The following is a 24,891-nucleotide window of genomic DNA, read 5'->3' on the forward strand; positions in this document are numbered from 1 at the left end:
GCATCATAATCAACGATCGGTTAATTGCGACGCAGACGCTTACCCGCTAGGCGGACGATGCATTCAGATGGAGAATCAAGTGCCCAGTTACTGGCTGATCAAGTCCGAACCGTTCAAATATTCGTGGGATGATCTATGTCGCGATGGTGAAACGATCTGGGATGGTGTGCGCAATCATCGCGCTGCCAATAATCTGAAGGCGATGGAAATTGGCGATCGGCTTTTCTACTATCATTCCAACAAGGGGCTGGAAATTGTCGGTATCGCCGAGGTGAGCGAAGCGGGTTTGATTGATCCGACTGATGCCGAAGGCAAATGGCCAACGGTCAAGGTAAAGCCTGTCAGTAAACTCGATAATCCGGTCACCTTGAAGGCGATCAAGGCAAATCCGGAGCTTGACCGGATCGAGCTTGTCCGGCTTTCACGTTTGTCCGTTGGTGTGATCACGCGAGAGGAATGGGACAAGATCATCGCCATGTCGCAAGACTGACGCAGCGGTTTAGTTTTTTGCGCGTAGCCCGCTGATTGTTGCACCTGCTGCACCAAGCTGTTCAATATCGGTGAGGCAATGGATGAGGCGGATCCCCTCCATAGGTACCGCCTTTGCCAGCGCCGCATCGAATTCAGCATTGGTGGCCACGCGCTTTGCCCAGCCACCGTAGGATTTGCCCATCATGGCAAAATCGGGATTGGCCAGTTGTGTAGCTGATTCGCGGCCCGGATATTCGCGTTCCTGATGCATCCTGATGGTGCCATAGGTCGAATTGTCGAAAATGATGATCAACAGATTGAGACCGTATTGACCCGCTGTCGCCAGTTCCTGCGCATTCATCAGAAAATCGCCATCCCCAGAGGCCGCAACGACGCAGCGTTCGGGAAAACGGCGTGCTGCGGCAATTGCTGCGGGAATGCCATAGCCCATTGCGCCACAAGTAGGAGCAAGCTGCGAGGGAAAGCCTGCATATGGCCAGAACCGATGCCACCATCCGGAAAAATTGCCTGCCCCATTGCAAATGATTGCATCATCGGGAAGCAGGCGGCGCGCGGCGGCCATCGCCATGGTCAGATCGAGATCGTAACGCGCCTCGTCATGCGGCGTATTCCACTCCTGCCAGTCCCGATGAGCCTCTGCGCCGGCATCGAAAGCGATAATGTCGGAATCATCCCATAGGGCAGCGCTTTCTGCAAATTCCGCCGTGTCGGCGCACAGGGCGAGGTCAGTGCGATAAACGCGGCCCAGTTCTTCGGGGTCGGGGTGAATGTGGATCAGCGTCTGGCCCGGATGATCCGGAGTGATTATGGAATAACCATCTGTGGTCGCCTCCCCCAGACGAGCGCCCACTACCAGTATAAGGTCTGCCTCGCGCACCCGCTCTACCAGCCGGGGATTAGGGCCGTAACCCAGATTGCCTGCATAGACAGCTGACGATGGCGGTATGGCATCCTGCCGTCGGAACGCGGTGGCAACCGGAAGACCGATCCGCTCTGCAAATTCCGTAAAATAGTGGCGCGTTCTTTCGTGCCAGCCTGCGCCGCCGATTATCGCCATGGGCGCGGCGGCATCTCCAATCATGCGCATCATCGCGTCCATCGCATCGGGACAGGGTGCCTGAGCCGGCCGTGTAACAGCCGGACGAACAAGTGCGCCTATCGCCTCTTCGTGCAGCATGTCTTCGGGCAGGGCGAGAACCACAGGACCGGGCCTGCCGGAAATGGCGGTGGACCATGCGCGCGCAATATATTCGGGTATGCGCGCCGCATCATCAATCCGTGCGGCCCATTTGGAGATCGGTGCGAAGAAGGCTGAGAAATCAATTTCCTGAAAACCCTCACGGTCGCGCATACCCCGGTCCACATCACCGATGAAAAGGATCATCGGTTGAGAATCCTGCATCGCTACATGCACGCCAATGCTGGCATTGGTCGCCCCCGGCCCGCGGGTGACAAAGGCCACGCCGGGTCGGCCCGTCATCGTCGCATCGGCGCATGCCATAAACGCCACGCCACCTTCTTGCCGGCACGTGACGGTGTCGATCCCGTCTGTGTCGATCAATGTATCAAGGACGGGGAGAAAACTTTCCCCCGGCACAGTGAAGATGCGGTCACAGCCTTGCTCCAACAGGCAATCGACAAGCAGGCGTGAGGCGGTGCGAAGTGGGCTATCGGCGTTCATCCATGCGGCAATAGTCCTGACTGGTTGCGGCGGCAACCAATTGTGATTGCTACAGCGGCCATCTTGCCAAGAGCGGCTGTCTGTCCCGTCTGTGGACAGGATGCAGTTTGCGATACCCGAAATGGTTACCAAAGCGTTAAAACTTCATCATGAGACGCGCACTGGTCCTATCCGATGAGTCGGCCCGCCACCCGTTCCGGGCCTCCCTTCCTCCGCATGCCTTGCATCGTGCGAACGAGATCGAGCGCACGGCACCCTGGCGGTTGCGCCTGGAATTGACGCGCAAGGATGCCGAATCCGCGCTGGCCACTTATGGCGCCGGATTTGTCGCCACGCTGGCGTTTTTCAGCTGAGCTATTCGGCGGCGGCGGGGGCGGACCCTGCCAATGCAGCAGCTTTTTCCGCCTTATAGAGCACTCCGCCGAGCCAGGCCGAAACGAGGCACATGGCCGCACTGAGCAGCAATTGCTCTGCCAAGGGTATGCCGATGGCACTCAATGCCAGCGCAAGTAGAGAGCCGACGACCATCGCCCCGGAATTGACGATATTGTTCGCCGCTACGGCCCTGCTCGCCTGCGAGGTTGGAACCTTTGTTGTCAAAAAGGCATAAAGCGGCACAACGAACATGCCGCCGAATATTGCGATAAACAGCAGACTGGACAGCACGGCCCAGGCGAGCGGGTATGACAGAAAAGTGGGAACATCCATCAGTCTTGAATCGACCAGCCCTGCATTCCATGCGCGGCACACAAAGTAGAAGACTGCCACCATCGCGCCCATCGCCAGAACCGAAAATGGTGCATAGCGTGCCGAAACAGTGCCCTTGAGCAACAGGTTCACTGCCACCGAACCAATGGCAACACCGATTGAAAAGAATACAAGAAACAGGCTCGCCACTTCTTTATTGGCCATCAGGACATTTTTGGCGAGAGGCGGGAACTGGATGAACAGCACCGCACCGATGGTCCAGAAAAAGCTGATTGCGAGAATGGCATAGAAGACTTCGCGATTGTGCATGATATCACGCACAAGCCGGTATGAGGATGTGAACGGGTTGAAATCGACCTTTTCGGGCATGCCCATCGGTGGGGCCGGTGGAACCTGACGACTGGTGAAATACCCGATAATTGCAAATCCGACCACGGCGATTGCAGCAAATTCAACTGCAAGAAATCCGGCAAGAATTGTGCCCGCCATGATCGCGAGATAGGTGCCTGCCTCAACAAGGCCGGTGCCTGCCAGCACCTCGTCTTTTTCAAGATGCTGAGGCAGGATCGCGTATTTTATCGGACCGAAGAATGTGGAATGTGTGCCCATCGCGAACAGGGCAAGCATCAGCAGGGGGATCGCCACGACATCCACCGCAAAGCCACGCCACGCCATGAACAGGCCCATTGCACCCACCGCCATGATCACGATTTCCGCAGCCTTGACGATACGGATGATCGCTGCCTTGTCGCGCAGGTCTGCCAATTGTCCGGCAATTGCCGATAGCAGGAAGAAAGGCAGGATGAATACTGCGGATGCTACGCCGGAAAATATCGTTTCCGTGTCGGCGGAATTATACACGGCGTAAACGACGAACAGGACCATCGCCGTCTTGTAGAGATTGTCGTTGAACGCGTTCAGCAATTGGGTGACGAATAGCGGCAGGAACCGCCGCTGCTTCAGCAGGTGGGTGGATGTAAACATGGTGCTGCTTGCGTTGCCTTCCTTTGGACGCCAGGTCGCTTGCGCAACGGGGCTTATCTTCAATCAAGATGGTAAGCCACGCTTTTTCCCACGTGATTAAACGGCTAGGGGTGAAACATCATGTGGACATTGCCCAACATCCTCACCCTGTCGCGTATCGTGGCCCTGCCATTGCTTGCCTATCTGATGTGGTGGCCGGGATGGGAGCTTGGTTATCTGCTTGCCTTTGCCCTCTATTCGGCGATGGGCATCACCGATTTCTTCGATGGCATGCTGGCCCGTTCAAGCGGCGCTGTCAGCAAGCTGGGCATTTTTCTCGATCCGATTGCGGATAAGATTATGGTTGCCACCGTGATATTGGTGCTGACGGCAATGGGTGTCTTGCGCGGCCCATATGTGGGCGATGCACATGTCATCGCTGGGCTTATCATCCTGATCCGCGAAATCGCGGTTTCGGGGTTGCGAGAGTTTCTTGGCGGACTTCAGGTCAGCATTCCGGTCAGCAAGCTGGCGAAATGGAAAACCACGTTCCAGCTTGTCGCCCTTGGTTCACTGATACTGGGACAGGGACTGCCAAACTGGATTGTGATGGCAGGCGGCATTGCGCATAATATTCCGCATACGGTGGGGCTGGTAACGCTGTGGACCGCTGCCATTCTGACTTTGATTACTGGATGGGATTACCTTCGTGTGGGCCTCAAACACATGGATTGAAATCGGCATGGGCCGTCAGTCAATATCATCATGTCCTAAAGGCGAAGATGGCCGATTAACCCGCGCGTAATTCTTCGGCAAGCAAGCGAAATTCATCCGACCTTGGTGAGTTTGTTCGCCATACCAGCGCAATTTCACGGCTGGTATTGCGGCCTTTCAGCGGACGATAGACCACATCGGTTTCATGCAGGATGCCTGCATCGATAGCCATTTTCGGCAGCAAGGTCAGACCAAGACCATTATCCACCATTTGCACCAGCGTATGAAGCGATGTGCCTATCATCGTGGTGCTGGCGCGCAATTCTGCATGATTGCACGCCGCCAGCGCATGATCCCGCAGGCAATGGCCATCTTCCAGCAACAGCAAGCGCCCTTCTTCGATCATGGAAGGGGGCACTTCATCAGGTGGATTGCGTGGATCGTCCTTGGGGAAAGCGACAAACAGATCGTCCTGCGAAATCACTGCTTTTTCGACTTCGCCAGTGGGGAAGGGCAGGGCAAGCAGGACGCAATCTGCGCGACCATGGTGGAGCGATTCGAGGGCGTGTTCGGACGTTTCTTCTCGCAAGAACAGCTTGAGCTGTGGCCGTTCCTTCCGCAGTCGCGGCAAAATTCGCGGGAGCAGAAATGGTGCGATGGTCGGGATAACGCTCATCCGCAATTCGCCTGAAAGCGGCTTACCTGCAGCCTGCACAAGTTCGGCAAGCTCTTCTGTTTCGCGAAGTATACGGTGAGCCTTGGCAACCACGGAATTTCCCAATGGTGTAAAGCGTACCACGCGGCGACTGCGCTCCACCAATGTGACATTAAGGAGCGATTCAAGTTCGCGAATCCCGGCCGACAGCGTCGATTGAGAAACGAAGCTGGCTTCCGCCGCACGGCCAAAGTGCTGGTGCTGATGAAGCGCAACCAGATATTGCAACTGCTTGATCGTGGGCAAATAGGTCGACACAGCGGCTCTGCCTTATTTCGTCGTTGATTCGGCGGCCGAGCTGGCATCGGCAGCTTCTGCCTCGGCCTCCACGTCATCGATATGCGTCATCTTGAGGCGGCCCTTTTCGACTGCAAAGGCGAGCTTGCCTTCGACGAGCTCGAGCGCGTCCTTGCCGAATACTTCGAAACGCCAGCCATCGAGGACCTGGAGCTTGCGCACACCGGCAGCCAGCGCCTCAAGCTCGTCCGACCGGGTGAGCAGGCGCGATGCGACGTCTATTTCGCGCGAACGGATCTTGAGCAGCAGCTTGAGAAGATCAGCCACAAGCGCGCCTTCCTTGCCCAGTGGTGCGCCACGCTTGGGCTTGGCAGGCATTTCTTCGTCGGGCAGCGGTTCGGCATTTTTCAGGACACGCATCAGCCGTTTGCCGATGTCGTTTTCCTTCCAGGCATTGGAGAGGCCGCGTACCTTGGCGAGGTCTTCCTGTTTCTTGGGCGGGTGGCTGGCAATATCGGCCAGAGTTTCATCACGAATGATCCGGCCCCGCGGGATGTCCTTGTCCTGCGCCTCGCTTTCGCGCCAGCCTGCCAGTGCCTTCAGTCGTCCCAGAACTGTTGGATTGCGACCCGGCGCGCGGATGCGCCGCCATGCCTGTTCGGGATCGGCGGCGTAGTTCGCCGGGTCCGCCAGCTTTTCCATCTCCGCATTCAGCCAATGGCCGCGGTCGGTCTTGATGAGCTTTTTCAGCATCCGGGGAAAGATTTTCGCCAGATAAGTGACATCGCCGATGGCGTATTCGATCTGCCGCTCGGTCAAGGGGCGGCGGCTCCAGTCGGTGAACCGCGCGCCCTTGTCGATAGTCTTGTTGAGCCAGCTTTCCACCAGATTGGCATAGCCGATTTGCTCGGACTGGCTGATGGCCATCATCGCGATCTGCGTATCGAAGATGGGGAAGGGCGTCTTGCCGGTGAGGTTGTAGACGATTTCCACATCCTGCCCGCCAGCGTGGAATATTTTCAGGACCTCGTCATTCTCGCACAGCAGGTCGAGCAATGGTGAAAGGTCGATGCCATTGGCCAGCGGATCAATCGCCGCAGCTTCTTCCTCGTTGCCGACCTGTACCAGGCAGAGCAGGGGATAGTATGTGTTTTCGCGCATGAACTCTGTGTCCACGCAGACGAAATCATGTTTGGCGAGCCGCTCGCAAAGATCGGCGAGGGTCTGGGAATCAGTAATAAGAGGATGGATTTGCATGTGTTTCTTTTCTGTTGTGGCCGGTTCACCGTCCTGCGCATTCCGCCATCGTCAATCTGCAAATCTTGACAAAGCGGCGTGCATACCCTGTTAGCGCGCGCGTATAGCAAAGCCTTTTGGCTTACGCTGTTGCGCGCCCATAGCGCCATAGCCCCCGAAATGGAAAGAGTCCCGATGCACGCCTATCGTACCCACAACTGCGCACAGCTTAGCAAGGCCGATGTCGGTCAGGATGTTCGACTGTCCGGCTGGATCCATCGCAAACGCGATCATGGCGGCGTATTGTTTGTCGATCTTCGCGATCATTACGGCATGACTCAGATCGTGGCGGATGAAGATTCGCCAGCGCTTGCCCTGCTCGATGGATTGAAACTGGAAAGCGTCATCACGCTGGATGGAACGGTCAAGGCGCGCGACGCGGCGGCGGTCAATGCCAACCTGCCGACCGGCGAGATCGAGGTTTTTGCCCGTTCGGTAATTGTGCAGAGCCATGCCGACGAATTGCCGCTGATCGTCAATTCGGCAGAAGATTACCCTGAAGAAACGCGCCTGAAATATCGCTTCGTCGATCTGCGCCGCGAACGGGTGCACAACAATATCATGCTGCGTAACCGGGTCATCAGCTCGCTGCGTCAGCGCATGATCGATCAAGGTTTTTCCGAATTCCAGACACCGATTCTCGGTGCATCCAGCCCCGAAGGTGCGCGCGATTACCTCGTGCCCAGTCGCCTGCATCCGGGCCGCTTCTATGCGCTTCCGCAGGCGCCGCAGATGTTCAAGCAACTCTTGATGGTGGCCGGCTTCGACAGGTATTTCCAGATTGCGCCGTGTTTCCGCGATGAAGATTTGCGCGCCGACCGTTCGCCCGAATTCTATCAGCTCGATTTCGAGATGAGCTTTGTCACGCAGGAAGACGTGTTCAACGCTATCGAACCTGTGCTGGCAGGTGTGTTTGACGAATTTTCGGGCGACAAATCGGTGACGCCGGCGGGCGAGTTCCCGCGCATTCCGTATGCCGAGACCATGCTCAAATACGGCACGGACAAGCCCGATCTGCGCAATCCGATCGAGATTTCAGACGTCTCGCAGCATTTCGCGCAAAGCGGGTTCGGCATTTTTGAAAAGATCGTCGGCGGCGGCGGTGTCGTCCGCGCCATTCCAGCACCCGGCACGCACGAAAAGAGCCGCAAGTTCTTCGACGAAATGAACGATTGGGCGCGCCGCGAAGGTTTTTCCGGCCTGGGCTATGTCACGCGCAAGCAGGGCGAATTCGGCGGACCGATCGCCAAGAACCACGGTCCTGAAAACATGGCAAAGATATATGAAGAGCTAGGCCTTGGCGAAAATGACGGATTGTTTTTCGCTGCCGGCAAGGAAAAGGACGCGGCCAAACTGGCCGGTGCCGCCCGCACCCGCGTGGGCGAGACGCTTGAACTGATTGATGCGGATTGCTTCAAATTCTGCTGGATCGTCGATTTCCCGATGTTCGAATATGATGACGAACAGAAAAAGGTCGATTTCAGCCACAACCCCTTCTCCATGCCGCAGGGCGAGATGGAAGCTCTCGAATCGCAGGACCCGCTCGATATCAAGGCGTGGCAATATGACATCGTGTGCAATGGCTATGAATTGAGCAGCGGCGCCATTCGTAACCACCGCCCTGATATCATGTACAAGGCGTTTGAGATTGCCGGATACAGCCGCGCCGATGTAGACGCGAATTTCTCTGGCATGATCGAGGCGTTCAAACTTGGCGCGCCGCCGCATGGCGGTTCGGCCCCGGGGATCGATCGTATCGTGATGTTGCTGGCAGACGAGCCCAACATTCGCGAGGTCATCGCCTTCCCGATGAACCAGCGCGCGCAGGATCTGATGATGGGCGCGCCGTCTGTCGTATCGCCGCGGCAGTTGCGTGAATTGAGCATTCGCCTCGCGGGCGACGCCCTGGATACGCAGAAGTCTGCCAGCGATGCGGAGGCGTCCGATCCTGCACAGGTAAGCGACAACGACCTTTAACCTGCATCTCCATTAAAAAAAAAAGGGAGCGCGAACTTTCACCGTTCGCGCTCCCTTTGTTGCGTTCATGGTTAAGCGAATCAGCTTTGCTGGCTTTCGATCATGTCACCAAAGCGTTCGCCTTCGCAGATTTCGGCGTAGGCTTGCTGCACCACAGTCCGCGATCCTGCATCAAGATCATCATTTTCGAGCGCGTTGGCGAATTTGCTCTTGATGTAATCTTCGCCTTCTTCAACGCGTTCCGCTGCAGCCTTGTCGCCACTTTCAAAGGCGTCGGTTATGCCCATCCATAATTGGTGGGCCTCACCGGTCATGGTTCCTTTGGTGACGAGATCGCCGCCTTGGTTTCGGATTTCATTATTCAGCTTCGAAACGGTCTGCTCACGCTGTTGGCAGCGTTGTTGCAGAGCCTGCTTGAGCTGGGGATCGTTGGCCTTCTCTGCGGCCTTGCGATAACCTTCGATTGAATCGAAAGCAGTGTCGGTCAGCGATTTGAGAATATTGTTAGCAGACATGAATTATGCTCCTTTTATCAATTGTATACCGACTCAACGGGCCAAGCCGAAAAGGTTTCCCAATCTCGGCTTGAGACAATCACGGTTCGCCGCATGGCAGTCGATTTGAAAAGACAGATAAGGGAAGGTCGAGGTGTGCTGTGATCATAATGTCTCGCACGTCCATCCGGACATTCGGCCGCTACGGCCTCTTGCGCTCCCTCGCAGGGTTCATTAGGGCAAATCCAACTGATCACCCCAAGAGGAAGAGGGATTACATGAGCGATACCGCTGAACGCGTGAAGAAGATCGTTGTCGAACATCTCGGTGTCGAAGAAGAAAAGGTGACTGCGGACGCCAGCTTCATCGATGACCTGGGCGCGGACAGCCTCGACATTGTCGAGCTGGTCATGGCCTTTGAGGAAGAATTCGGCGTTGAAATCCCGGACGACGCGGCCGAGAAAATCAACACGGTTGGCGATGCCAACAAGTACATCGAAGAGCATTCGTCCTAATCGGACGCGCAGCCTCGTTCGCGAATGGATTCCCCGGACGCGGACGGGGTTGGAAGGCTCAGCCCGTAAGGCTGGGCCTTTCTTGAATGTGGAGAGAAAAATATGCGGCGCGTTGTCGTAACCGGCCTCGGCCTTATTACCCCGCTGGGCGGGGATGTTGAAACCAGTTGGAAGAACCTGATCGCTGGCGAAAGCGGGATCGATCAGATCACCCATTTCGACACAGAGGGGCAGAAATGCACCATTGCGGGCGAGGTGAAACCGGCCGATCATCCTTGGGGTTTTGACGCGAACAAGCGCGTGGACGGCAAGATCCAGCGGCAAGTTGATCCGTTCATCGTCTTTGGAATCGATGCCGCCGGGCAAGCTTTGGAAGACGCCGGGCTGACCGAAATGGACGATGCCACAAAATTGCGGGCAGGGTGCTCGATTGGATCGGGTATTGGCGGACTGCCGGGTATCGAGTCTGAATCGATCAATCTTCACACTCGCGGCCCAGGGCGGGTGTCGCCGCACTTTGTTCATGGCCGCCTGATCAACCTTATCAGTGGGCAGGTATCAATCCGCTATGGTCTTATGGGGCCGAACCACGCGGTTGTAACAGCCTGCTCGACCGGCGCCCATTCAATTGGCGATGCCGCACGCATGATCCGCGAAGACGATGCCGACATCATGTTGGCAGGCGGAGCGGAAGCGACCATCTGCCCGATCGGTATTGCTGGCTTTGCACAGGCTCGCGCTCTAAATACCAGCTCCAATGATCGGCCCAAGGAAGCCAGCCGCCCTTATGACAAGAACCGTGATGGTTTCGTCATGGGCGAAGGCGCAGGCGTCGTTGTTCTCGAAGAATATGAACATGCGAAGGCGCGCGGCGCGAAAATCTATGCCGAGGTCGTCGGCTATGGCCTTTCCGGCGACGCCCATCACGTTACTGCGCCACATCCCGAGGGGATTGGCGCCGAAAACGCGATGCGCATGGCCTTGCGCAAATCAGGTCTCGCGGAAGCGGACATCGATTATGTGAACGCCCACGGCACGTCCACCATGGCCGATACAATCGAACTGGCAGCGGTAAAACGCGTGCTGGGCGATGATCTTGGCGGTGCCTCCATGAGCAGCACGAAATCGGCCATCGGGCACCTTCTCGGTGGCGCCGGCGCGGTTGAAAGCATCTTCTGTATCCTCGCCATGCGTGACCAGATTGTTCCGCCTACGCTGAATTTGCTGGATCCGGACGATGGCACAGAAGGTGTCGATCTTGTTCCCCTTACTGCGAAAAAGCGAGAGGTGAACGCAGTGTTGAACAACAGCTTCGGTTTTGGTGGCACCAATGCGTCACTGGTGATGAAGCGGATCGATTGATATGAAGAAGCTGGGCTGTCTGCTTGCGGCAGTCATCCTTGCAGGGCTGGCAATCCTGGGCTGGTTCGGCTGGGGCTGGTGGGGCTCTTCCGAAGTTGAAGAGGAGGTGGCGTTCATCGTCCCCTCCGGTTCTTCCGTGACATCAGTCGCGCAGAAATTGGAGGAAGAGGATCTGATAGCCTCTGCCGACGCTTTTTTGCTGCGCGCGAAGATTCTCGGCAGTTCCGACCCGATCAAGGCGGGTGAATTTCTTCTGCCGGCCGGGGCGAGCGGTGCGAAGATACTCGGCACATTCCAGCATGGTGATGTCATTCGCCGTTTCGTGACCATTCCCGAAGGCACGCCGTCCGCGATCGTCCACGACATCCTGATGGCAGAAGAGTTGCTGGTTGGTGAAATTCCCGTTCCCGAAGAAGGCTCCGTCCTTCCCGAGAGCTATGATTTCGAACGCGGGGAGGACCGCGTTACGGTGCTCGCAAGGATGCAGCGCGCGATGGATGAGGTGATTGCCGAATTGTGGCCCAACCGCACACAGCGCACAGTGGTCGATACACCGGAAGAAGCTGTTATTCTTGCATCCATCGTTGAAAAGGAAACAGGCGTGCCGGAAGAGAGGCGCATGGTGGCAGGGCTGTATTCCAACCGCATTCGGCAGGATATCATGCTGCAAGCCGATCCTACCATCATCTATCCGATTACCGGCGGGCGCCCGCTCGGTCGTCGCATTCGCCAGTCCGAAATTCAGGCAATCAACGATTACAACACTTATTCCATGGTCGGGCTGCCGCGCGGGCCAATTACCAATCCGGGCAAGGAGAGCATTGCTGCGGTTCTTGATCCTGAGGATACCGATGCTGTCTACATGGTAGCTGACGGGTCAGGCGGGCATGAATTCAATTCGACGCTGCAAGGCCATAATGAAGCGGTAGAACGGTGGTTTGCGCTGCGCCGTGAACGTGGCGAGATGTGAGCGGTACGCTGGCAGGCAACGCTGGCGGTCCTGCGCCGCTCATTATAACCGCGATGCTGCCGGCCGATCTGCACAGTTGGGCAACCCAGCTGCGTAAGGAAAACTTCCCGCCAGAACGCAATTATCTTGCCGCACATGTAACGCTGATTCACGCATTGCCCCCAAGCAGTGAAGGCGAGGTGCGGGATTGCTGCTCAGCCATGGCGCGCGACAACGCACCGGTGCCGGCGCGGCTCCTTGGCGTAATGAAGTTGGGGAAGGGCACAGCACTCAATCTGGAAAGCCCTGGGATGATCGCCTTATGGAAAGATCTGCGCGATCGCTTTCACGGTTTGCTGACCCCGCAGGACGAACACAGGCCGCATCTGCACATCACCATACAGAACAAAGTCAGTATAGAGGCTGCAAAGGCACTTCAGGCCGAATTGTCGCCGCGTATTGAGCCACGGGATTTCGCCTTCGAAGGCCTTGCCATGCACGCATATCGGGGCGGTCCATGGGAACACCTTAAGAGCTGGCGTTTTCGCGGTTGACCGCAGGCGCGCCCCTGCCTAAACGCGCCGCCTTGCCCCGCGCTTAAAACAGCGCAATGAGGGCATGCCCCCAAGGGGCGGAGTAGCTCAGCTGGTTAGAGCAGCGGAATCATAATCCGCGTGTCGGGGGTTCGAGTCCCTCCTCCGCTACCAACCCTTGTTTTGGAAGCTCCCATCAGCTTCTGCACTTTCCAGACACCGGAAGAAAAGCAGTGGCTTGCGGTGATTGGCCTTGCGATGCGCCAATGGCCTTCACGGACAGGCAGATTTCATATTGGAACGCGAGCGCGCCCACAGTTTGGCCGAAGGACAGGGCTTGCGCCTTTTTGTTCAGCCAAATGGATCAAGACTGCAGCGCTTGAAGTACCGAGTATAAGCCTACGCTAAGCGTCAATCTGTCCGCCTGAATGGCAATATCGGCCGGCACTCTGGCTTGGTTGACGTGCGCGATGACGGGGCAGGGCAATCGTACATCGGCGCTTGCAACACCGCCTACCCGCCGTCTAACACGCCCCTGAACGAGGACCGCACTCAGCTTTTATGCTCTGAGTAGTAACGAGCCTTATGGACAATCCCCAGATAAGGAATGTGCAGCGCAATGAATGAAATGGCGAAGATAAGCGAACTTCCCTCGGATATTAATCCTGTCTGGGCTGGCGATGGTTCGCAACTGCCAGAATGGTTCGTGTCGGCACTCAGAGTGCCGCGCGAAGAGGGTTATGTGGAGATCAATGGCGCCAAGGTGCACTATTTTCGCTGGGGTAACCGCGAAAAACCCAAGGTGCTAATGGCGCACGGCCTCCTTTCCCATGCACGATGCTTCGCCTTCATCGCACCGTTTCTTGCCAAAGATTATGACGTGGTAGCGTTCGATCTTGCCGGGATGGGCGATAGCGAGAATCCGGGGCAGGCGGATACTTCAGCAGAGCGGTGCGAGTTTCGCGAGATCGCGGAGGCGCTCGACATGTATGCCGATGGCCAAAAACCGACGATTATCGCACATAGTTTTGGTGCGAGCATGGCGCTGACAGCGGTGACCCAGGCGCCTGAATCGTTTTCGGGACTAGTGGTTTGCGATGTTATCGTCATGCGGCCCGAGGTGCTTGAGGAGTTCTGGAAAGCCAGTCGGTCAAGCCCCGGGGCTGGCGATCCGAACAAGCCCAACACCCTTTATCCAAGCTATGATGCTGCGCGCGCGCGATATATCCTATCTCCGCCTCAGCCGGTTGGTCAGCCTTTCCTTGTGGATTACATGGCATATCATTCCATGCGGCGCGACGGAGACAGTTGGTTGTGGAAGTTCTCGCCGGAAGTTTTCCGCCGGACCAAAGATCCCGAACAATGGCTTACCATCGGCAAACGTCTGGTGCAGGCGCCGGGCCCCAAGGCGATAGTGTACGGTGGCAAAAGCCAGCTCTTCACACAGGATTCGATAGACTATGTCCGCGAACTGGGTGGAAATGACATTCCGATTTTTGCCGTGCCGGAAGCCCGCCACCATCTGATGCTCGATCAACCACTAGCCTTTGTGACAGCGCTCCGGAGCGTCCTTTCCTTCTGGGGAGCGGACGCTCGTAGGTAATCGCGAACCTAGAGTCGCGGCGGCTAGAGCCGGGGCTCATTGCTTGAGCGAGAAAACGGCGTATGTTGCGATGTAGCAGGCGAAAATGAAGATGTCGGCCTTTGATGGCTTGATAGCAGCACGATTCGATCCATCGAAGGCTGCGACAACCACGTAGAATCACTCATGACTGAGCGCTTCTCAGTGCTGACCGCGAATCAGATGCTGAATCCTATGGAAATTATTCCAATAGGGCCCGAAACCAGAGCACTGCTGGTGTCCAATATTGCTAACCCCGGCCAGATCCAGGTTTGATCTCTAAGAAGAACGTTAGTGATATCGGTGGAATAAGTGCCGGGAACTAGGTTCGGCATGCATCTGACACTTGCGGCTGAGCCGCGCGGGCCCCTTAATCTGCTTCTCTCAACGGGACTGAAGCAGGCCGAGCCGAGCCAGATATCCGATGCCACGTGTCGGCTGTCACATCAATGCAACATCGCGCCATAAAATCGGGCGCTTACAGCGATTTAATCCAGGTAAATGAGCCAAAGAGCCCGGCAATCCTCAAGCGCTTCTGGACCGCCGGTTCGGCTCCAAGCAGCGCATTTTATATAGGGCTGAAGGTCGCAAAAAGCGTGTCTTTGCCACATGTAAATTAAAATTTCTGGATGCAGTCGAGGTGGCATGTTGACACACCTGACCAAGCGGTCGATAAGCCGATCAGCGATGAAAAGCGTTGGAAATTGCCTCTCATCAATTGGGCGAGGGGCAAGCAAATCCGATTTATTTTTTTCGCAAACAATTAGGGCAAGAGCGCCGAATAAAGAGGCGCATCTGAGCTTACTTGAGAGGAATGCATATGGGTGACGAACAAGTCGTAACTCGTGAGATTAGGGACAATCTTGCGATCATCACGTTGAATCGTCCTGAGAAGCGCAACGCACTAGCCAAGTCTATTTTTGTTGGACTGCAAGAAGCTTTCACCGACATTCCCGAGAGTGTCGACGTCGTGATCCTTACTGGCAATGGCGATCACTTCTGCGCCGGGCTTGATCTCGCCGAATATAAGATGAGCCCTGCCTATGAAGGGATGCTCTATTCGCGCTGGGGTCACAAACTATTTGATTCCATCCAGTATTGCGGACGACCCGTCATTGCTGCGATGCATGGCGCGGTAATTGGCGGCGGGCTTGAGCTCGCATCCTGCGCGCATATCCGGATCGCTGATCAGACCACTTTCTATCAGCTCCCAGAGGGGCGGCGCGGGATATTCCTGGGCGGCGGCGGCACGGTGCGGATCGCACGGCTGATCGGGGTCGGCAGATTGACGGAGATAATGCTGACTGGCCGTCGGATCGAAGTCGATAAAGGAGAGCAGCTCGGGCTTTCGCACTATGTGGTGGAGCCGGGCAAATCGATGGAGACCGCGCTGGAAATTGCCGAGAACGTGGCCGCTAACGCGAAGATCTCCAACTACATGATGCTCAACGCGCTCAGCATGATTGAAGATATGCCAGCGCAAGCCGGGTTGTTCACCGAAGCGGTCGCGCAGGCCCTGACGCTGACTTCGCCGGATGCGCAGAAGGGCATAGATGCCTTCCTGACGCGCAATAAGTAGCAGGAACTGCCCCCGAAAATTTCAGGAGCAGGTCGGAATGCGCATGTCGCAGCCAACAAAACACAAAGGGAGAGCTCGCTATGGCGCTGCGTGATAATGCAATCGTCGCTTATGCCGAGGCCAAGCACGAGATGCGTAGTGGTCGGGATGTTTGGGACTATGCAGGCGAGATACTGGATGCGCTTCTGGAACGTTCCGGACTGGAGCGCTCGGAGATCGACGGGGTAGTTTTTACACCGTCGGCAACTGGCGCCAAGACGCCTATGTGGTCCCAGTCCAGCCTCGATTATCTCGGGCTGGAGACCAATTTCACAGACACGACTGATCTGGGTGGATGCTCTGCCACAGGCGGCATTGCGCGCGCCGCAGCGGCGATTGATGCAGGATATTGCGAAACGGTCGTTCTGATCAACGCAGATACGCCGAGCAGCGAAGACAATCTGATCATGCGGTCGTTCCATCATGAATGGGCCGATCCGGAAGGTCTGCTTGGCCCGCCGGGCGCTTTCGGCCTGCTTTCGCGCCGTTATGACCATCTCTACGGACTCGATTTCGAGGCGTTGGGGAAGATGGCGGTAGTTCAGCGCGAACACGCCGTGCTTAACCCCAATGCAGTCGAGAAGCTGCGCCAGCCGATCACCGTTGAGGATTATCTCAATTCGCGGATGATCGCCGATCCGTTGCGTCTGCTTGACTGCGTGATGATGTGCGATGGCGGTAGCGGCTTCGTGATGATGAGCAAGAAGCGAGCCAAAGAGAAGGGCTATTCGCGCTTCGTCGTTCCGACCGGCTATGGTGAAAGAACCAATTACAAGCTGTCGCAGAACGATCTCGAGCCTACCGAGTCCGGCCACCGGGCAGCGGGTGAGAAGGCGTTCAAGCAAGCGGGGATTAAGCCGGGCGACGTCGGTTCATTTCATCCATATGATGATTTCTTGATCGCGATGATGATCCAGTTCGAAATGCTCGGATTCTGCAAGCCTGGGCAGGGTGGCGCTTTCATCCAGGAGACTGATCTGCGCTTCGACGGCGATTTGCCGCTCAACACCAGCGGGGGCCAGATTTCCGCCGGTCAGCCGGGGCTCGCCGGAGGCGGTACCAACCTTGTCGAAGCGGTCCGTCAGCTTTTCGGCGAAGGCGGCGACCGGCAGGTGAAGAACACCTCCAACGCCCTTGTCACCGGCATTGGCTGGATTCCCTACGGACGCAATTGGGGAAGCAGCACTGCCCTCGTCCTCACTCCAGACGCTTGAGGTCCATTATGAGCAAGCAAGCCAACGACACGCTTTCGGTTCCACGCGATCCGATCAACCACGCCAATTTCAGCATGCCTTTCTGGGAAGGTGCGCGCGACAAGAAAGTGATGGTGCAATATTGTCCCCGCACCAGCCAGTATCAGTGGTTCCCGCGTCCCGTCAGCCTCTTTACCGCCCGCCGCGATCTGGAATGGCGCGAAGTCTCCGGCCACGGCAAGATCTTCAGCTATACGATCGCCAATATCGGCAACGGCCCATTTCGTGGACATGAGCCCTATCTGATCGCTCTCGTCCAGCTCGACGAAGGCGTCAACATCATGGCCAACATCGTCAAATGTGACCTGGATGAGATTGAAATCGACATGGAGGTCGTGCCCTTCTGGGCGCCGTTGGACGACGGCACAAATTTGCTGATGTTCCAGCCTGCTGACGGCTGAAGCCGCGCAACGGCGAGAAGACAAAAAGAAAAAAGAGTAAAAGGAAAGAGGATACAGTGGTAGAAAAGACCCAGGGAAACCGGACGAATACGCCATCGACCTTACGAACGGCGGGCATCGAACACATGATGCGACCGCGTTCGGTCGCGATCATTGGCATGTCATCAAAGCCAGGCACCCCGAGCCACACCGTGCTGAAGAACCTGCAGAACAGCGGGTTCAAGACCGAGATTCACCTGGTCGGCCGCAGTGGCGGCGAAGTTGAAGGCATTCCCTGCCTTACCTCCATCGATCAACTGCCAGAAGGTGTCGATCTCGCTATATTGATCACGCCTGCAGAAACAGTGCGTGATACGGTGGAGGCTTGCATCGCGCGCGGCGTCAAGAGCGCAGTCTGCTTCTCTTCGGGCTTCGCCGAAACCGGTGAGGAAGGTCGCAACGAACAGGAAGAAATCGGCCGTATCGCGCGTGAGAGCGGCTTCCCGCTGGTCGGCCCCAACTGTGTTGGCTATTTCAACTATGTAGACGCCTTTTCTGTGATGCTGGTGCCGACTGAACTCCAGCTGTCCGACGATAGTGACCGCCCCGGCGTGGCGATCGTTTGCCAGAGCGGTGGTATCGGACACCATATCGCCTACACTCTGCAACAGCGCGGCGTAAACGTTTCCTATATGGTGACGACCGGCAATGAAGCGCATCTTGGTATTGCCGACCTCGTTGGCTTCTTCCTCGCCGATGAAAGCACCGCAGCGGTGGTATGCTATGCCGAGCAGATTCGCCGTCCGGCCGACATGCTGGCAGTGGCCAAGCTCGCCCGCGATCACGGCAAGAAGATTCTGCTGCTCCATCCTGGCAAGAGCGCCAAGGCGCAGGCTGCAACCGCCTCACACACCGGGGCGCTGACCGGCGATTATAAGGTTATGCGCACCTTGCTCGAAGACTCGGGCATTGTGATGGTCGATGCACTCGAAGAACTGATCGACGTCTCGCAAATTCTTACTCGTTATCCGGAGCATAACGGTGAGGGACTCGGCGTTGTTACCATGTCGGGTGCACTGTGCGGGATTGCATTGGATTACGCAGCCGAGATCGGCATCGAGATCCCGGCAATGTCGACAGGGACCGTTGACAGCCTCAAAGGTAAACTTCCCGACTTTACGCCGCCGCGTAACCCGTTGGACATGGGCACCCTGCCGGCCTGGCAGCCCGATTTGCTGCGCGTCGGTGCCGAAGCAGTGCTCGCTGATCCATCGGTCGGCAGTGTGATGATCTCGAACCCGTCAGTTGGCCTGCCGATTTCGTCCACATTTGCGACGATCGCGACCAAGCTGCCTGCGGACAAGCCGCTCATATATGTCATCCATAGTGAGGATTGTGCGATTCCCGATGAGACGAGGGATATCCTGGCAGACAGCCAGATGGTGTTGATGCGTTCGCCGGAGCGCGCAATGCGTGCGCTGTCGGTGTTAACCCGCCACGCGAAGCAGCGGCGCGACTGGAGTGAGCCTAAAACACCGGAGCCATTTGCCGATCTGCCCGCGCTCGGCAGTGGCACCCAGCCCGAATGGTTGGGCAAGCAGATTCTTGCGAAGATCGGCATTGCGGTGCCCGAAGGCGGCCTCGCTAAGTCGGCCGATGAAGCGGTCGAGATCGCCTCGAAGGTTGGCTATCCTGTCGCGCTCAAGGCGCAAGCTGCAACGCTTGCCCATAAGAGCGACGTTGGCGGCGTGCTGCTCAACATCGCTGATGAAGCTGCGTTGCGCAGCAAATGGAGCGAGCTCTACGCGAATATTGAACGCGCAAAGCCGGGCTTCGTGCTCGACGGTGCTCTGGTCGAAAAGATGGGCGAGCGCGGCGTCGAATTGGTTGTTGGCGCGCGCCGTGATCCATCCTGGGGTCCGGTCCTGCTGGTTGGCATGGGCGGCGTCTGGATCGAAGCGCTGGGTGATGTCGCACTGCTTCCGGCACTCGCTTCCGAAAAGCAGATCATCAAGGCGCTGAACGGTCTCAAGAGCGCGAAATTGCTCCGCGGTTTCCGTGGTAGCCCGCCGGTAGATGTTGCTGCTGTGGCGCATGTTGCTGCGCAGGTTGGGCGGCTGATTGCGACCACTCCGGAAATAACCGAGATCGATGTCAACCCATTGGTAGCCTACGGCGAGGGGAAGGGCGTTGTTGCCCTAGATGCCCTGATAGTCACGGAGTGAGCACGCCGAATTATATTTCTGTTCTCGCCAAAGCCGAGGAGATACACATTTCATGCTGAGCTACGAACCACCAGTCGACGAATATATGTTCCTGTTCAAGGAGCTGGTCGACCTCGACAAGCACCGCCATCTTCGCGGCTTCGCCGATCTCGACATTGATGTCGTCGAAGCGGTGCTCACAGAAGCAGGCAAGCTTGCGCGTGAAGTCATGCTTCCGCTCAATGCTGTTGCTGACCGCGAAGGTTGCACTCGCCACCCTGATGGCAGCGTCACCACGCCAACCGGCTTTGGCGACGCCTATCGCGCTTACGCAGAGGGCGGCTGGGCCGGTCTTGCTGCGCCAGAGCAATATGGCGGGCAGGATTTCCCGAAAACCTTCGCTACTGCAGTGATGGAATTCAGGAGCGCCTCCAACCAGTCGTTCGACATGTACACGGGCTGGGGCGATAGCATTGCCGAGATATTGATGGCGCATGGCACTCCTGAGCAATGCGAGACCTATCTTACCCGGCTGATTACAGGTGAATGGGGCGCGACAATGGGGCTGACTGAGCCGCATTGCGGAACCGACGTCGGTTTGCTGCGCACCCGCGCGACACCTCAGCCGGACGGTAGCTACAAGATTACCGGTACCAAGATCTTCAATTCGGGCGGCGAACACGACCTCACCGACAACATCATCCATTTCGTGCTTGCCCGCATTGATGGCGATGCGCCTGGAAGTAAGGGCATCTCGCTCTTCCTGATGCCGAAGAACCTGCCAAGCGAGAACGGGGAGTTTGATCAACGCAATGCTGTGTCGTGCGGCTCGATCGAGCACAAGATGGGGCTGAATGGCAGCGCCACCTGTGTCATGAACTATGACGAAGCGAAGGCTTGGCTGGTGGGTGAGCCCCGGCATGGTCTCATGGGCATGTTCAAGCTGATGAACGCGATCCGGCGACGCACTGGCACGATGGCAGTGGGTGTTTCGGAACTGGCGACCCAGAATGCAGTAGCTTACACCAAGGAACGGCTCCAGGGCCGCTCGCTTTCTGGACCGAAGCAGCCGGAAGCGATGGCTGATCCGCTGATCGTTCAGCCAGATGTCCGTCGCACGTTGATGAAGCTCAAGAGCTTTAACGAAGGTGCGCGCGCCTTGCTGGTCTGGTCGGGCCTGATCGCCGATGTCGTTGACCGGGCGCCTGATAAGGCGGAGGCCGCCGCTGCTGAGGAGCGGCTTGCGCTGATTACGCCGGTCATCAAGGCCTATCTGAGCGACGAGGGCTTTGATAATGCGGTGAGTGCGCAGCAGATGTTTGGTGGCCATGGTTACGTGGCAGAGACCGGCATCGAGCAGCTCGTGCGTGACTGTCGAATGCTTGCGATCGCTGAAGGCGCTAACGGAGTGCAGGGCGTCGATCTGGTGCTGCGCAAACTTGGTCAGAACAAGGGCCAGGCGGCGTTCGATCTCATCGATGAGATTGGCACGCAGATCCAGACCAATCGCAAGTTGACACCCTCGCTGTCGCTGGTTGATGCGATGGCTCGTGCGATAGATGATATGCGGGAGGCAACGACCCATCTGGTAGAACTTGGCGGTCGGGATCGTGAAGCTGCTTGTACTGGCGCGACGGATTACATCCATCTGACAGGCCTGGTACTGATTGGTTACATGTGGCTCCGCCTTGCGAATGCCGCAACACGACAGATCGATGAAGGCAAAGACGAGAGCGGCGAAATGGCGGCCAAGCTGATGCGGGCGCGTTTCTTCGCCGAGCGCATGCTGCCCGAAACCTCGCTGCGTCTCACCCGCATCAAGGCGAGTGCTGACAATGTGATGGCCCTGGAAGAACAATGCTTCTGAGGCCTGGAGTGATGGCGGCGGGGCTGACGTCTCTCGCATGGAGTGGAGGTACATGACGCTTGATCTACGCGACCGCGTCGCGATCGTCACAGGTGGCAGCGCCGGTCTCGGGCGTAGCCATGCGCTACTGCTCGCAAAGCGCGGTGCCAAGGTGGTGGTCAACGGCCGCAATCGGGCACGGGTCGATACGGTAGTGGAGGAGATACGCAGCGCAGGTGGGGAAGCCGTCGCCAGCTATGACAGCGTCGAACGGGCCGAAGGCGCGGAAGCGATCGTCGCAACTGCGATCGCAACCTATGACAAGGTTGATATCCTGGTAAACAATGCCGGTTTCCTCCGCGATCGCAGCTTTCTCAAGGCGGAACTTGAGGACGTTGAAGCTGTGATCCGCGTGCATTTGCTGGGTACGATCAATTGCAGCAAGGCGGTCTGGCCGTTGATGAACGAGCAGGCTTACGGCCGGATCGTGATGACAACTTCAATGGCTGCAACGTCGGGCAATTTCGGACAATGCGCTTATGGTGCAGCAAAGGCCGGAGTGCTCGGCCTGATGAACTGCCTTTCGCTCGAAGGTCGCAAGCGCAACGTGCTGGTGAATGCGATCTCGCCGGTTGCGGCAACGGGAATGACTGAAGGCATGTTCGACGAGGACACGGCAGAAGCGTTCCGTTCTGAACTGGTATCTCCCGCTGTCGCCTGGTTGGCGAGCGAACGCTGCGACGTCATCGGGCACACCTTTACCGCAGGTGGCGGCGCATTTGGCCGGATTCACTATTTCGAGACAGCGGGCGTCCGCTTCGGAAATGAAGAACCGGCCACGGTGGAGGCTTTCGACGCCCAATTCCAAGCGATAGATTCTCTTACCGGTGCCGAGGAGTGCGAGATCGGATCAAGAATGCGCGCTGCTTTTCCGTCCTAAACAATACTGACGAACGAAGACCAAAACTAAAAGATTATAAAAACCAAAAGAATAGAATGAGGGGAATGCCAATGTTTATGAGAAGACTTCCGAAATGGGCTCTGCTGTCCTGTACTGCTGCGATCGCAACTCCTGCGTTTGCCCAGACCGACCCGGCAGATGCTGCTCCTGAACCGACACAGAACCAAGCGAGTGAGCCCGTCAGGCAGACCGGCGGACTCGAAGAAATCGTGGTGACTGCAACTCGCCGCGAAGAGCGTTTGCAGAACATTCCCGTCACCGTCAGCGCCGTCACCGCGAGCACTCTGGGCAACGCAGGCGTTGTTGAGGTGCGCGACCTCACCAAGGTCGTTCCCGGCTTTAACGGCGCGCGTAATCTCAGCGCCATGCTGCCCACGATCCGTGGCGTCGGGTCAAGCGGTGTCACCGTCGGCGATGAAGCCAATGTCGCTACCTATATCGACGGTATCTATCAAGCCGATCCATTCTCGACCACGGTGGAATTGGTCGAGGTTGAACGAGTCGAGGTTCTCAAGGGTCCGCAAGGCACGGTGTTTGGCCGCAATGCCACAGGCGGTCTGATCAATGTGATCACACCCGACCCTGAATTTACGACGCGTGGCCGGATCACTGCAAAATATGGCCGGATGCGCGGCGATGCGAATGACTATGATTTGCGGGCCTACGTCACCGGAGGGTTAACCGATAAGATCGCTGCCGATTTTGCTGCGCTTTATCGCGAGAACGATGGCTATGCGGATGATTTGGTCAACGGTGGCCATACCGGCGCCGCAAGGGTGATCGACATACGCAGCAAATTGCTGTTCGAACCGAGCATGAGTTCGCGAATTATCGTGACCGCCCAATTTGCCGATTCCAATTCGGAGCCGACAAACCAGCCTTTTAACGGCAACACTGCTGGACGGACTGATCCGCCACTCACGCCAGGCGGTGACCCGATCCCGGTGCCGAATGTGATCGTACCTACCGAACCTTGGCAGACTTCGCTGAGCTTGGAACCAGTCCTCGACTATACGCGCTACAATTTGTCAGTGCGCACTGAATTCGAGTTGGGCAATGTCAATCTTGAAACCTCGACAGGCTATTCGCGCTCTGAGAACCTTCAGGATATCGATTCCGACGCATCGAACATCTATCGTGGGGCAACCTTGTTGGACGATTCCAAAGTCGATGCATTTAGCCAGGAGATAAGGCTGCTTTCGGCAGGAAGCGGACGGCTCAACTGGATCATCGGCGCTTATGCCTTCCACCTGGACGGTGGTATGGGCCTCACACTTGTCGGCTCTCCGCGTTCGACAGTGGATACTACGTCCACTCTCCTCAGCCCCGAGGTGAAGACGACTTCCTTGGCGGGCTTCGCCGAAGGCACCTATGAAGTTACCGACAATTTCTTTGTGACGTTGGGCGGACGCTATTCGCATGAGGAACGTAAGTTCCGGCAGGCAGTAAACGGTGTGCCGTTGGTCGGGCCAACAACTCCCGGCTTCAATGAAGACGGCCTTGCGGAAATGTCATTCGGCAAATGGACTTATAAGGTCGCGCTTAGGTATAATTTTGCAGACGATGCGAATTTCTACGCAAGCTATGGTACAGGCTTCAAGAGCGGCGTCTTCAACGGCTTTGGCCTTTCCGGCATCGGGACCGATCCTGAAGAAATTGATGCTTGGGAAGTCGGCATGAAGGCAGAGCCGCTCCACTGGTTGCGCACCAATATCTCGGCATTCTATTATGATTATTCCGGGCTGCAGGTTACTGCTCGCGCACCTGGAGGGCTGGGCTTTCAGCTCCAGAATGCGGCATCTGCCGAGATCTATGGCGCTGAAATTGAAGTAACAGCCGCGCCGACCAACAATCTCCAGATCCGCACGGGCGCGGGATATACCCATGCCGATTATGAGGACTTCCCAGATTCTCCGCTGTATATACCTTTGCCGGGCGGCGGTAATCTCCAGACCTCGACCGATGCGTCGGGCAATCAGATGGCCCGTTCACCGCGCTTCACAGCCAACATCGGGTTTGATTGGGGTGCGGATCTCGCGGAAGGCCGTCTTGGGGTGACGGGCAATGTGTTCCATAGTTCCAAGGTCTATCACGATTTCGCCAATACGCTGGTGCAGGAAGCCTATGAGTTGGCGAGTGGCGAAATCAGCTGGACGACGCCCGACGAGAACTTGCGGTTCTTCCTGTGGGGCACCAACCTTACCAATGCGAAGGTCGCACAACAGATTTCGCCGGGTGGGCTCGGGACCTATATTGTTTACGAACGGCCGAGGCGGTTGGGAATTGGCGCCCAGCTTAACTTCTAACCCTATCTGGTTTTGAAACAGGAAAGGGCGGGTGTCACCAGCACCCGCCCTTTCTCTTATGTTTGG

The 24,891-nt window shown here is 57.0% G+C and carries 22 protein-coding genes and 1 tRNA gene; 18 read left to right on the plus strand and 5 right to left on the minus strand.

The genetic code is table 11. The features are described from left to right. The first annotated feature begins 79 nt into the window (after positions 1 to 79). On the plus strand, positions 80 to 490 hold the full coding sequence (locus CP97_RS08715) for an EVE domain-containing protein (protein WP_227819563.1): 411 nt from the start codon (positions 80 to 82) through the stop codon (positions 488 to 490). A gap of 9 nt (positions 491 to 499) precedes the next feature. Here CP97_RS08715 and CP97_RS08720 read toward each other — a convergent pair whose 3' ends face one another. After that, positions 500 to 2,173, minus strand: a complete 1,674-nt coding sequence (locus CP97_RS08720) for a thiamine pyrophosphate-binding protein (protein WP_048885610.1) — start codon at positions 2,171 to 2,173, stop codon at positions 500 to 502. A 149-nt stretch (positions 2,174 to 2,322) separates the two neighbouring features. Here CP97_RS08720 and CP97_RS08725 point away from each other — a divergent pair, with 149 nt between their 5' ends. Continuing rightward, on the plus strand, positions 2,323 to 2,526 hold the full coding sequence (locus CP97_RS08725) for a hypothetical protein (protein ID WP_063612403.1): 204 nt from the start codon (positions 2,323 to 2,325) through the stop codon (positions 2,524 to 2,526). Between the two features lies 1 nt (position 2,527). On the opposite strand, the gene CP97_RS08730 is transcribed toward CP97_RS08725, so the two are convergent. Then, complete coding sequence (locus CP97_RS08730; RefSeq protein WP_048886877.1) at positions 2,528 to 3,865, minus strand: MFS transporter; 1,338 nt, start codon at positions 3,863 to 3,865, stop codon at positions 2,528 to 2,530. Positions 3,866 to 3,985: 120 nt separating this feature from the next. Between CP97_RS08730 and pgsA the strand changes: the two genes are divergently transcribed. Further along, a complete protein-coding gene (gene pgsA, locus CP97_RS08735) occupies positions 3,986 to 4,579 on the plus strand; it encodes a CDP-diacylglycerol--glycerol-3-phosphate 3-phosphatidyltransferase (protein WP_048885611.1) in 594 nt (197 codons plus the stop codon). A 55-nt stretch (positions 4,580 to 4,634) separates the two neighbouring features. Here the strand turns inward: pgsA and CP97_RS08740 are convergent, their stop codons facing one another. Then, the gene (locus CP97_RS08740) at positions 4,635 to 5,531 is read right to left on the minus strand and encodes a hydrogen peroxide-inducible genes activator (RefSeq protein WP_048885612.1); all 897 of its coding nucleotides are present in this window, start codon (positions 5,529 to 5,531) and stop codon (positions 4,635 to 4,637) included. Positions 5,532 to 5,543: 12 nt separating this feature from the next. After that, complete coding sequence (gene rnd, locus CP97_RS08745; RefSeq protein ID WP_048885613.1) at positions 5,544 to 6,767, minus strand: ribonuclease D; 1,224 nt, start codon at positions 6,765 to 6,767, stop codon at positions 5,544 to 5,546. Positions 6,768 to 6,941: 174 nt separating this feature from the next. Here rnd and aspS point away from each other — a divergent pair, with 174 nt between their 5' ends. Then, entirely contained in the window at positions 6,942 to 8,783 is a 1,842-nt protein-coding gene (gene aspS, locus CP97_RS08750) for an aspartate--tRNA ligase (protein ID WP_048886878.1), read from the plus strand. Positions 8,784 to 8,863: 80 nt separating this feature from the next. On the opposite strand, the gene CP97_RS08755 is transcribed toward aspS, so the two are convergent. Then, the gene (locus CP97_RS08755; RefSeq protein ID WP_048885614.1) at positions 8,864 to 9,298 is read right to left on the minus strand and encodes a ferritin-like domain-containing protein; all 435 of its coding nucleotides are present in this window, start codon (positions 9,296 to 9,298) and stop codon (positions 8,864 to 8,866) included. Positions 9,299 to 9,555: 257 nt separating this feature from the next. Between CP97_RS08755 and CP97_RS08760 the strand changes: the two genes are divergently transcribed. The 14 genes from CP97_RS08760 to CP97_RS08820 all read left to right on the plus strand — a co-directional run bounded on the left by CP97_RS08760 (position 9,556) and on the right by CP97_RS08820 (position 24,825). Further along, the gene (locus CP97_RS08760; protein WP_048885615.1) at positions 9,556 to 9,792 is read left to right on the plus strand and encodes an acyl carrier protein; all 237 of its coding nucleotides are present in this window, start codon (positions 9,556 to 9,558) and stop codon (positions 9,790 to 9,792) included. A 102-nt stretch (positions 9,793 to 9,894) separates the two neighbouring features. Then, positions 9,895 to 11,154: a beta-ketoacyl-ACP synthase II gene (gene fabF / locus CP97_RS08765; RefSeq protein WP_048885616.1), complete on the plus strand. Its 1,260-nt coding sequence runs from the start codon at positions 9,895 to 9,897 to the stop codon at positions 11,152 to 11,154. A gap of 1 nt (position 11,155) precedes the next feature. After that, positions 11,156 to 12,124 carry an endolytic transglycosylase MltG gene (gene mltG, locus CP97_RS08770; RefSeq protein ID WP_048885617.1) on the plus strand — a complete coding sequence of 323 codons (969 nt, stop codon included), beginning with the start codon at positions 11,156 to 11,158 and terminating at the stop codon, positions 12,122 to 12,124. Next, the gene (locus tag CP97_RS08775) at positions 12,121 to 12,657 is read left to right on the plus strand and encodes a 2'-5' RNA ligase family protein (RefSeq protein WP_227819564.1); all 537 of its coding nucleotides are present in this window, start codon (positions 12,121 to 12,123) and stop codon (positions 12,655 to 12,657) included. The genes mltG and CP97_RS08775 overlap by 4 nt, the downstream gene beginning before the upstream one ends. Before the next feature lie 76 nt (positions 12,658 to 12,733). Further along, a tRNA-Met gene (locus tag CP97_RS08780) sits at positions 12,734 to 12,810 on the plus strand. A gap of 445 nt (positions 12,811 to 13,255) precedes the next feature. After that, positions 13,256 to 14,239: an alpha/beta fold hydrolase gene (locus CP97_RS08785; protein ID WP_048885618.1), complete on the plus strand. Its 984-nt coding sequence runs from the start codon at positions 13,256 to 13,258 to the stop codon at positions 14,237 to 14,239. A gap of 165 nt (positions 14,240 to 14,404) precedes the next feature. Then, positions 14,405 to 14,533 (plus strand): hypothetical protein, encoded by a 129-nt coding sequence (locus CP97_RS16640; protein ID WP_257730311.1) that lies wholly within the window; start codon positions 14,405 to 14,407, stop codon positions 14,531 to 14,533. Positions 14,534 to 15,077: 544 nt separating this feature from the next. After that, positions 15,078 to 15,836 (plus strand): crotonase/enoyl-CoA hydratase family protein, encoded by a 759-nt coding sequence (locus CP97_RS08790; RefSeq protein WP_063612404.1) that lies wholly within the window; start codon positions 15,078 to 15,080, stop codon positions 15,834 to 15,836. A gap of 80 nt (positions 15,837 to 15,916) precedes the next feature. Next, positions 15,917 to 17,089 (plus strand): thiolase family protein, encoded by a 1,173-nt coding sequence (locus CP97_RS08795; RefSeq protein WP_048885620.1) that lies wholly within the window; start codon positions 15,917 to 15,919, stop codon positions 17,087 to 17,089. Positions 17,090 to 17,097: 8 nt separating this feature from the next. Next, positions 17,098 to 17,529 (plus strand): Zn-ribbon domain-containing OB-fold protein, encoded by a 432-nt coding sequence (locus CP97_RS08800; protein WP_048885621.1) that lies wholly within the window; start codon positions 17,098 to 17,100, stop codon positions 17,527 to 17,529. A 56-nt stretch (positions 17,530 to 17,585) separates the two neighbouring features. Beyond that, positions 17,586 to 19,733 carry an acetate--CoA ligase family protein gene (locus tag CP97_RS08805; RefSeq protein WP_227819565.1) on the plus strand — a complete coding sequence of 716 codons (2,148 nt, stop codon included), beginning with the start codon at positions 17,586 to 17,588 and terminating at the stop codon, positions 19,731 to 19,733. Between the two features lie 52 nt (positions 19,734 to 19,785). Then, positions 19,786 to 21,579 (plus strand): acyl-CoA dehydrogenase C-terminal domain-containing protein, encoded by a 1,794-nt coding sequence (locus CP97_RS08810; protein WP_048885623.1) that lies wholly within the window; start codon positions 19,786 to 19,788, stop codon positions 21,577 to 21,579. A gap of 52 nt (positions 21,580 to 21,631) precedes the next feature. Next, a complete protein-coding gene (locus tag CP97_RS08815) occupies positions 21,632 to 22,498 on the plus strand; it encodes an SDR family NAD(P)-dependent oxidoreductase (protein ID WP_048885624.1) in 867 nt (288 codons plus the stop codon). Positions 22,499 to 22,575: 77 nt separating this feature from the next. Then, positions 22,576 to 24,825 carry a TonB-dependent receptor gene (locus tag CP97_RS08820; RefSeq protein WP_063612523.1) on the plus strand — a complete coding sequence of 750 codons (2,250 nt, stop codon included), beginning with the start codon at positions 22,576 to 22,578 and terminating at the stop codon, positions 24,823 to 24,825. Positions 24,826 to 24,891 lie beyond the last annotated feature (66 nt).

The organism is Aurantiacibacter atlanticus (assembly GCF_001077815.2).
Classification (GTDB): Bacteria; Pseudomonadota; Alphaproteobacteria; order Sphingomonadales; family Sphingomonadaceae; genus Alteraurantiacibacter; species Alteraurantiacibacter atlanticus.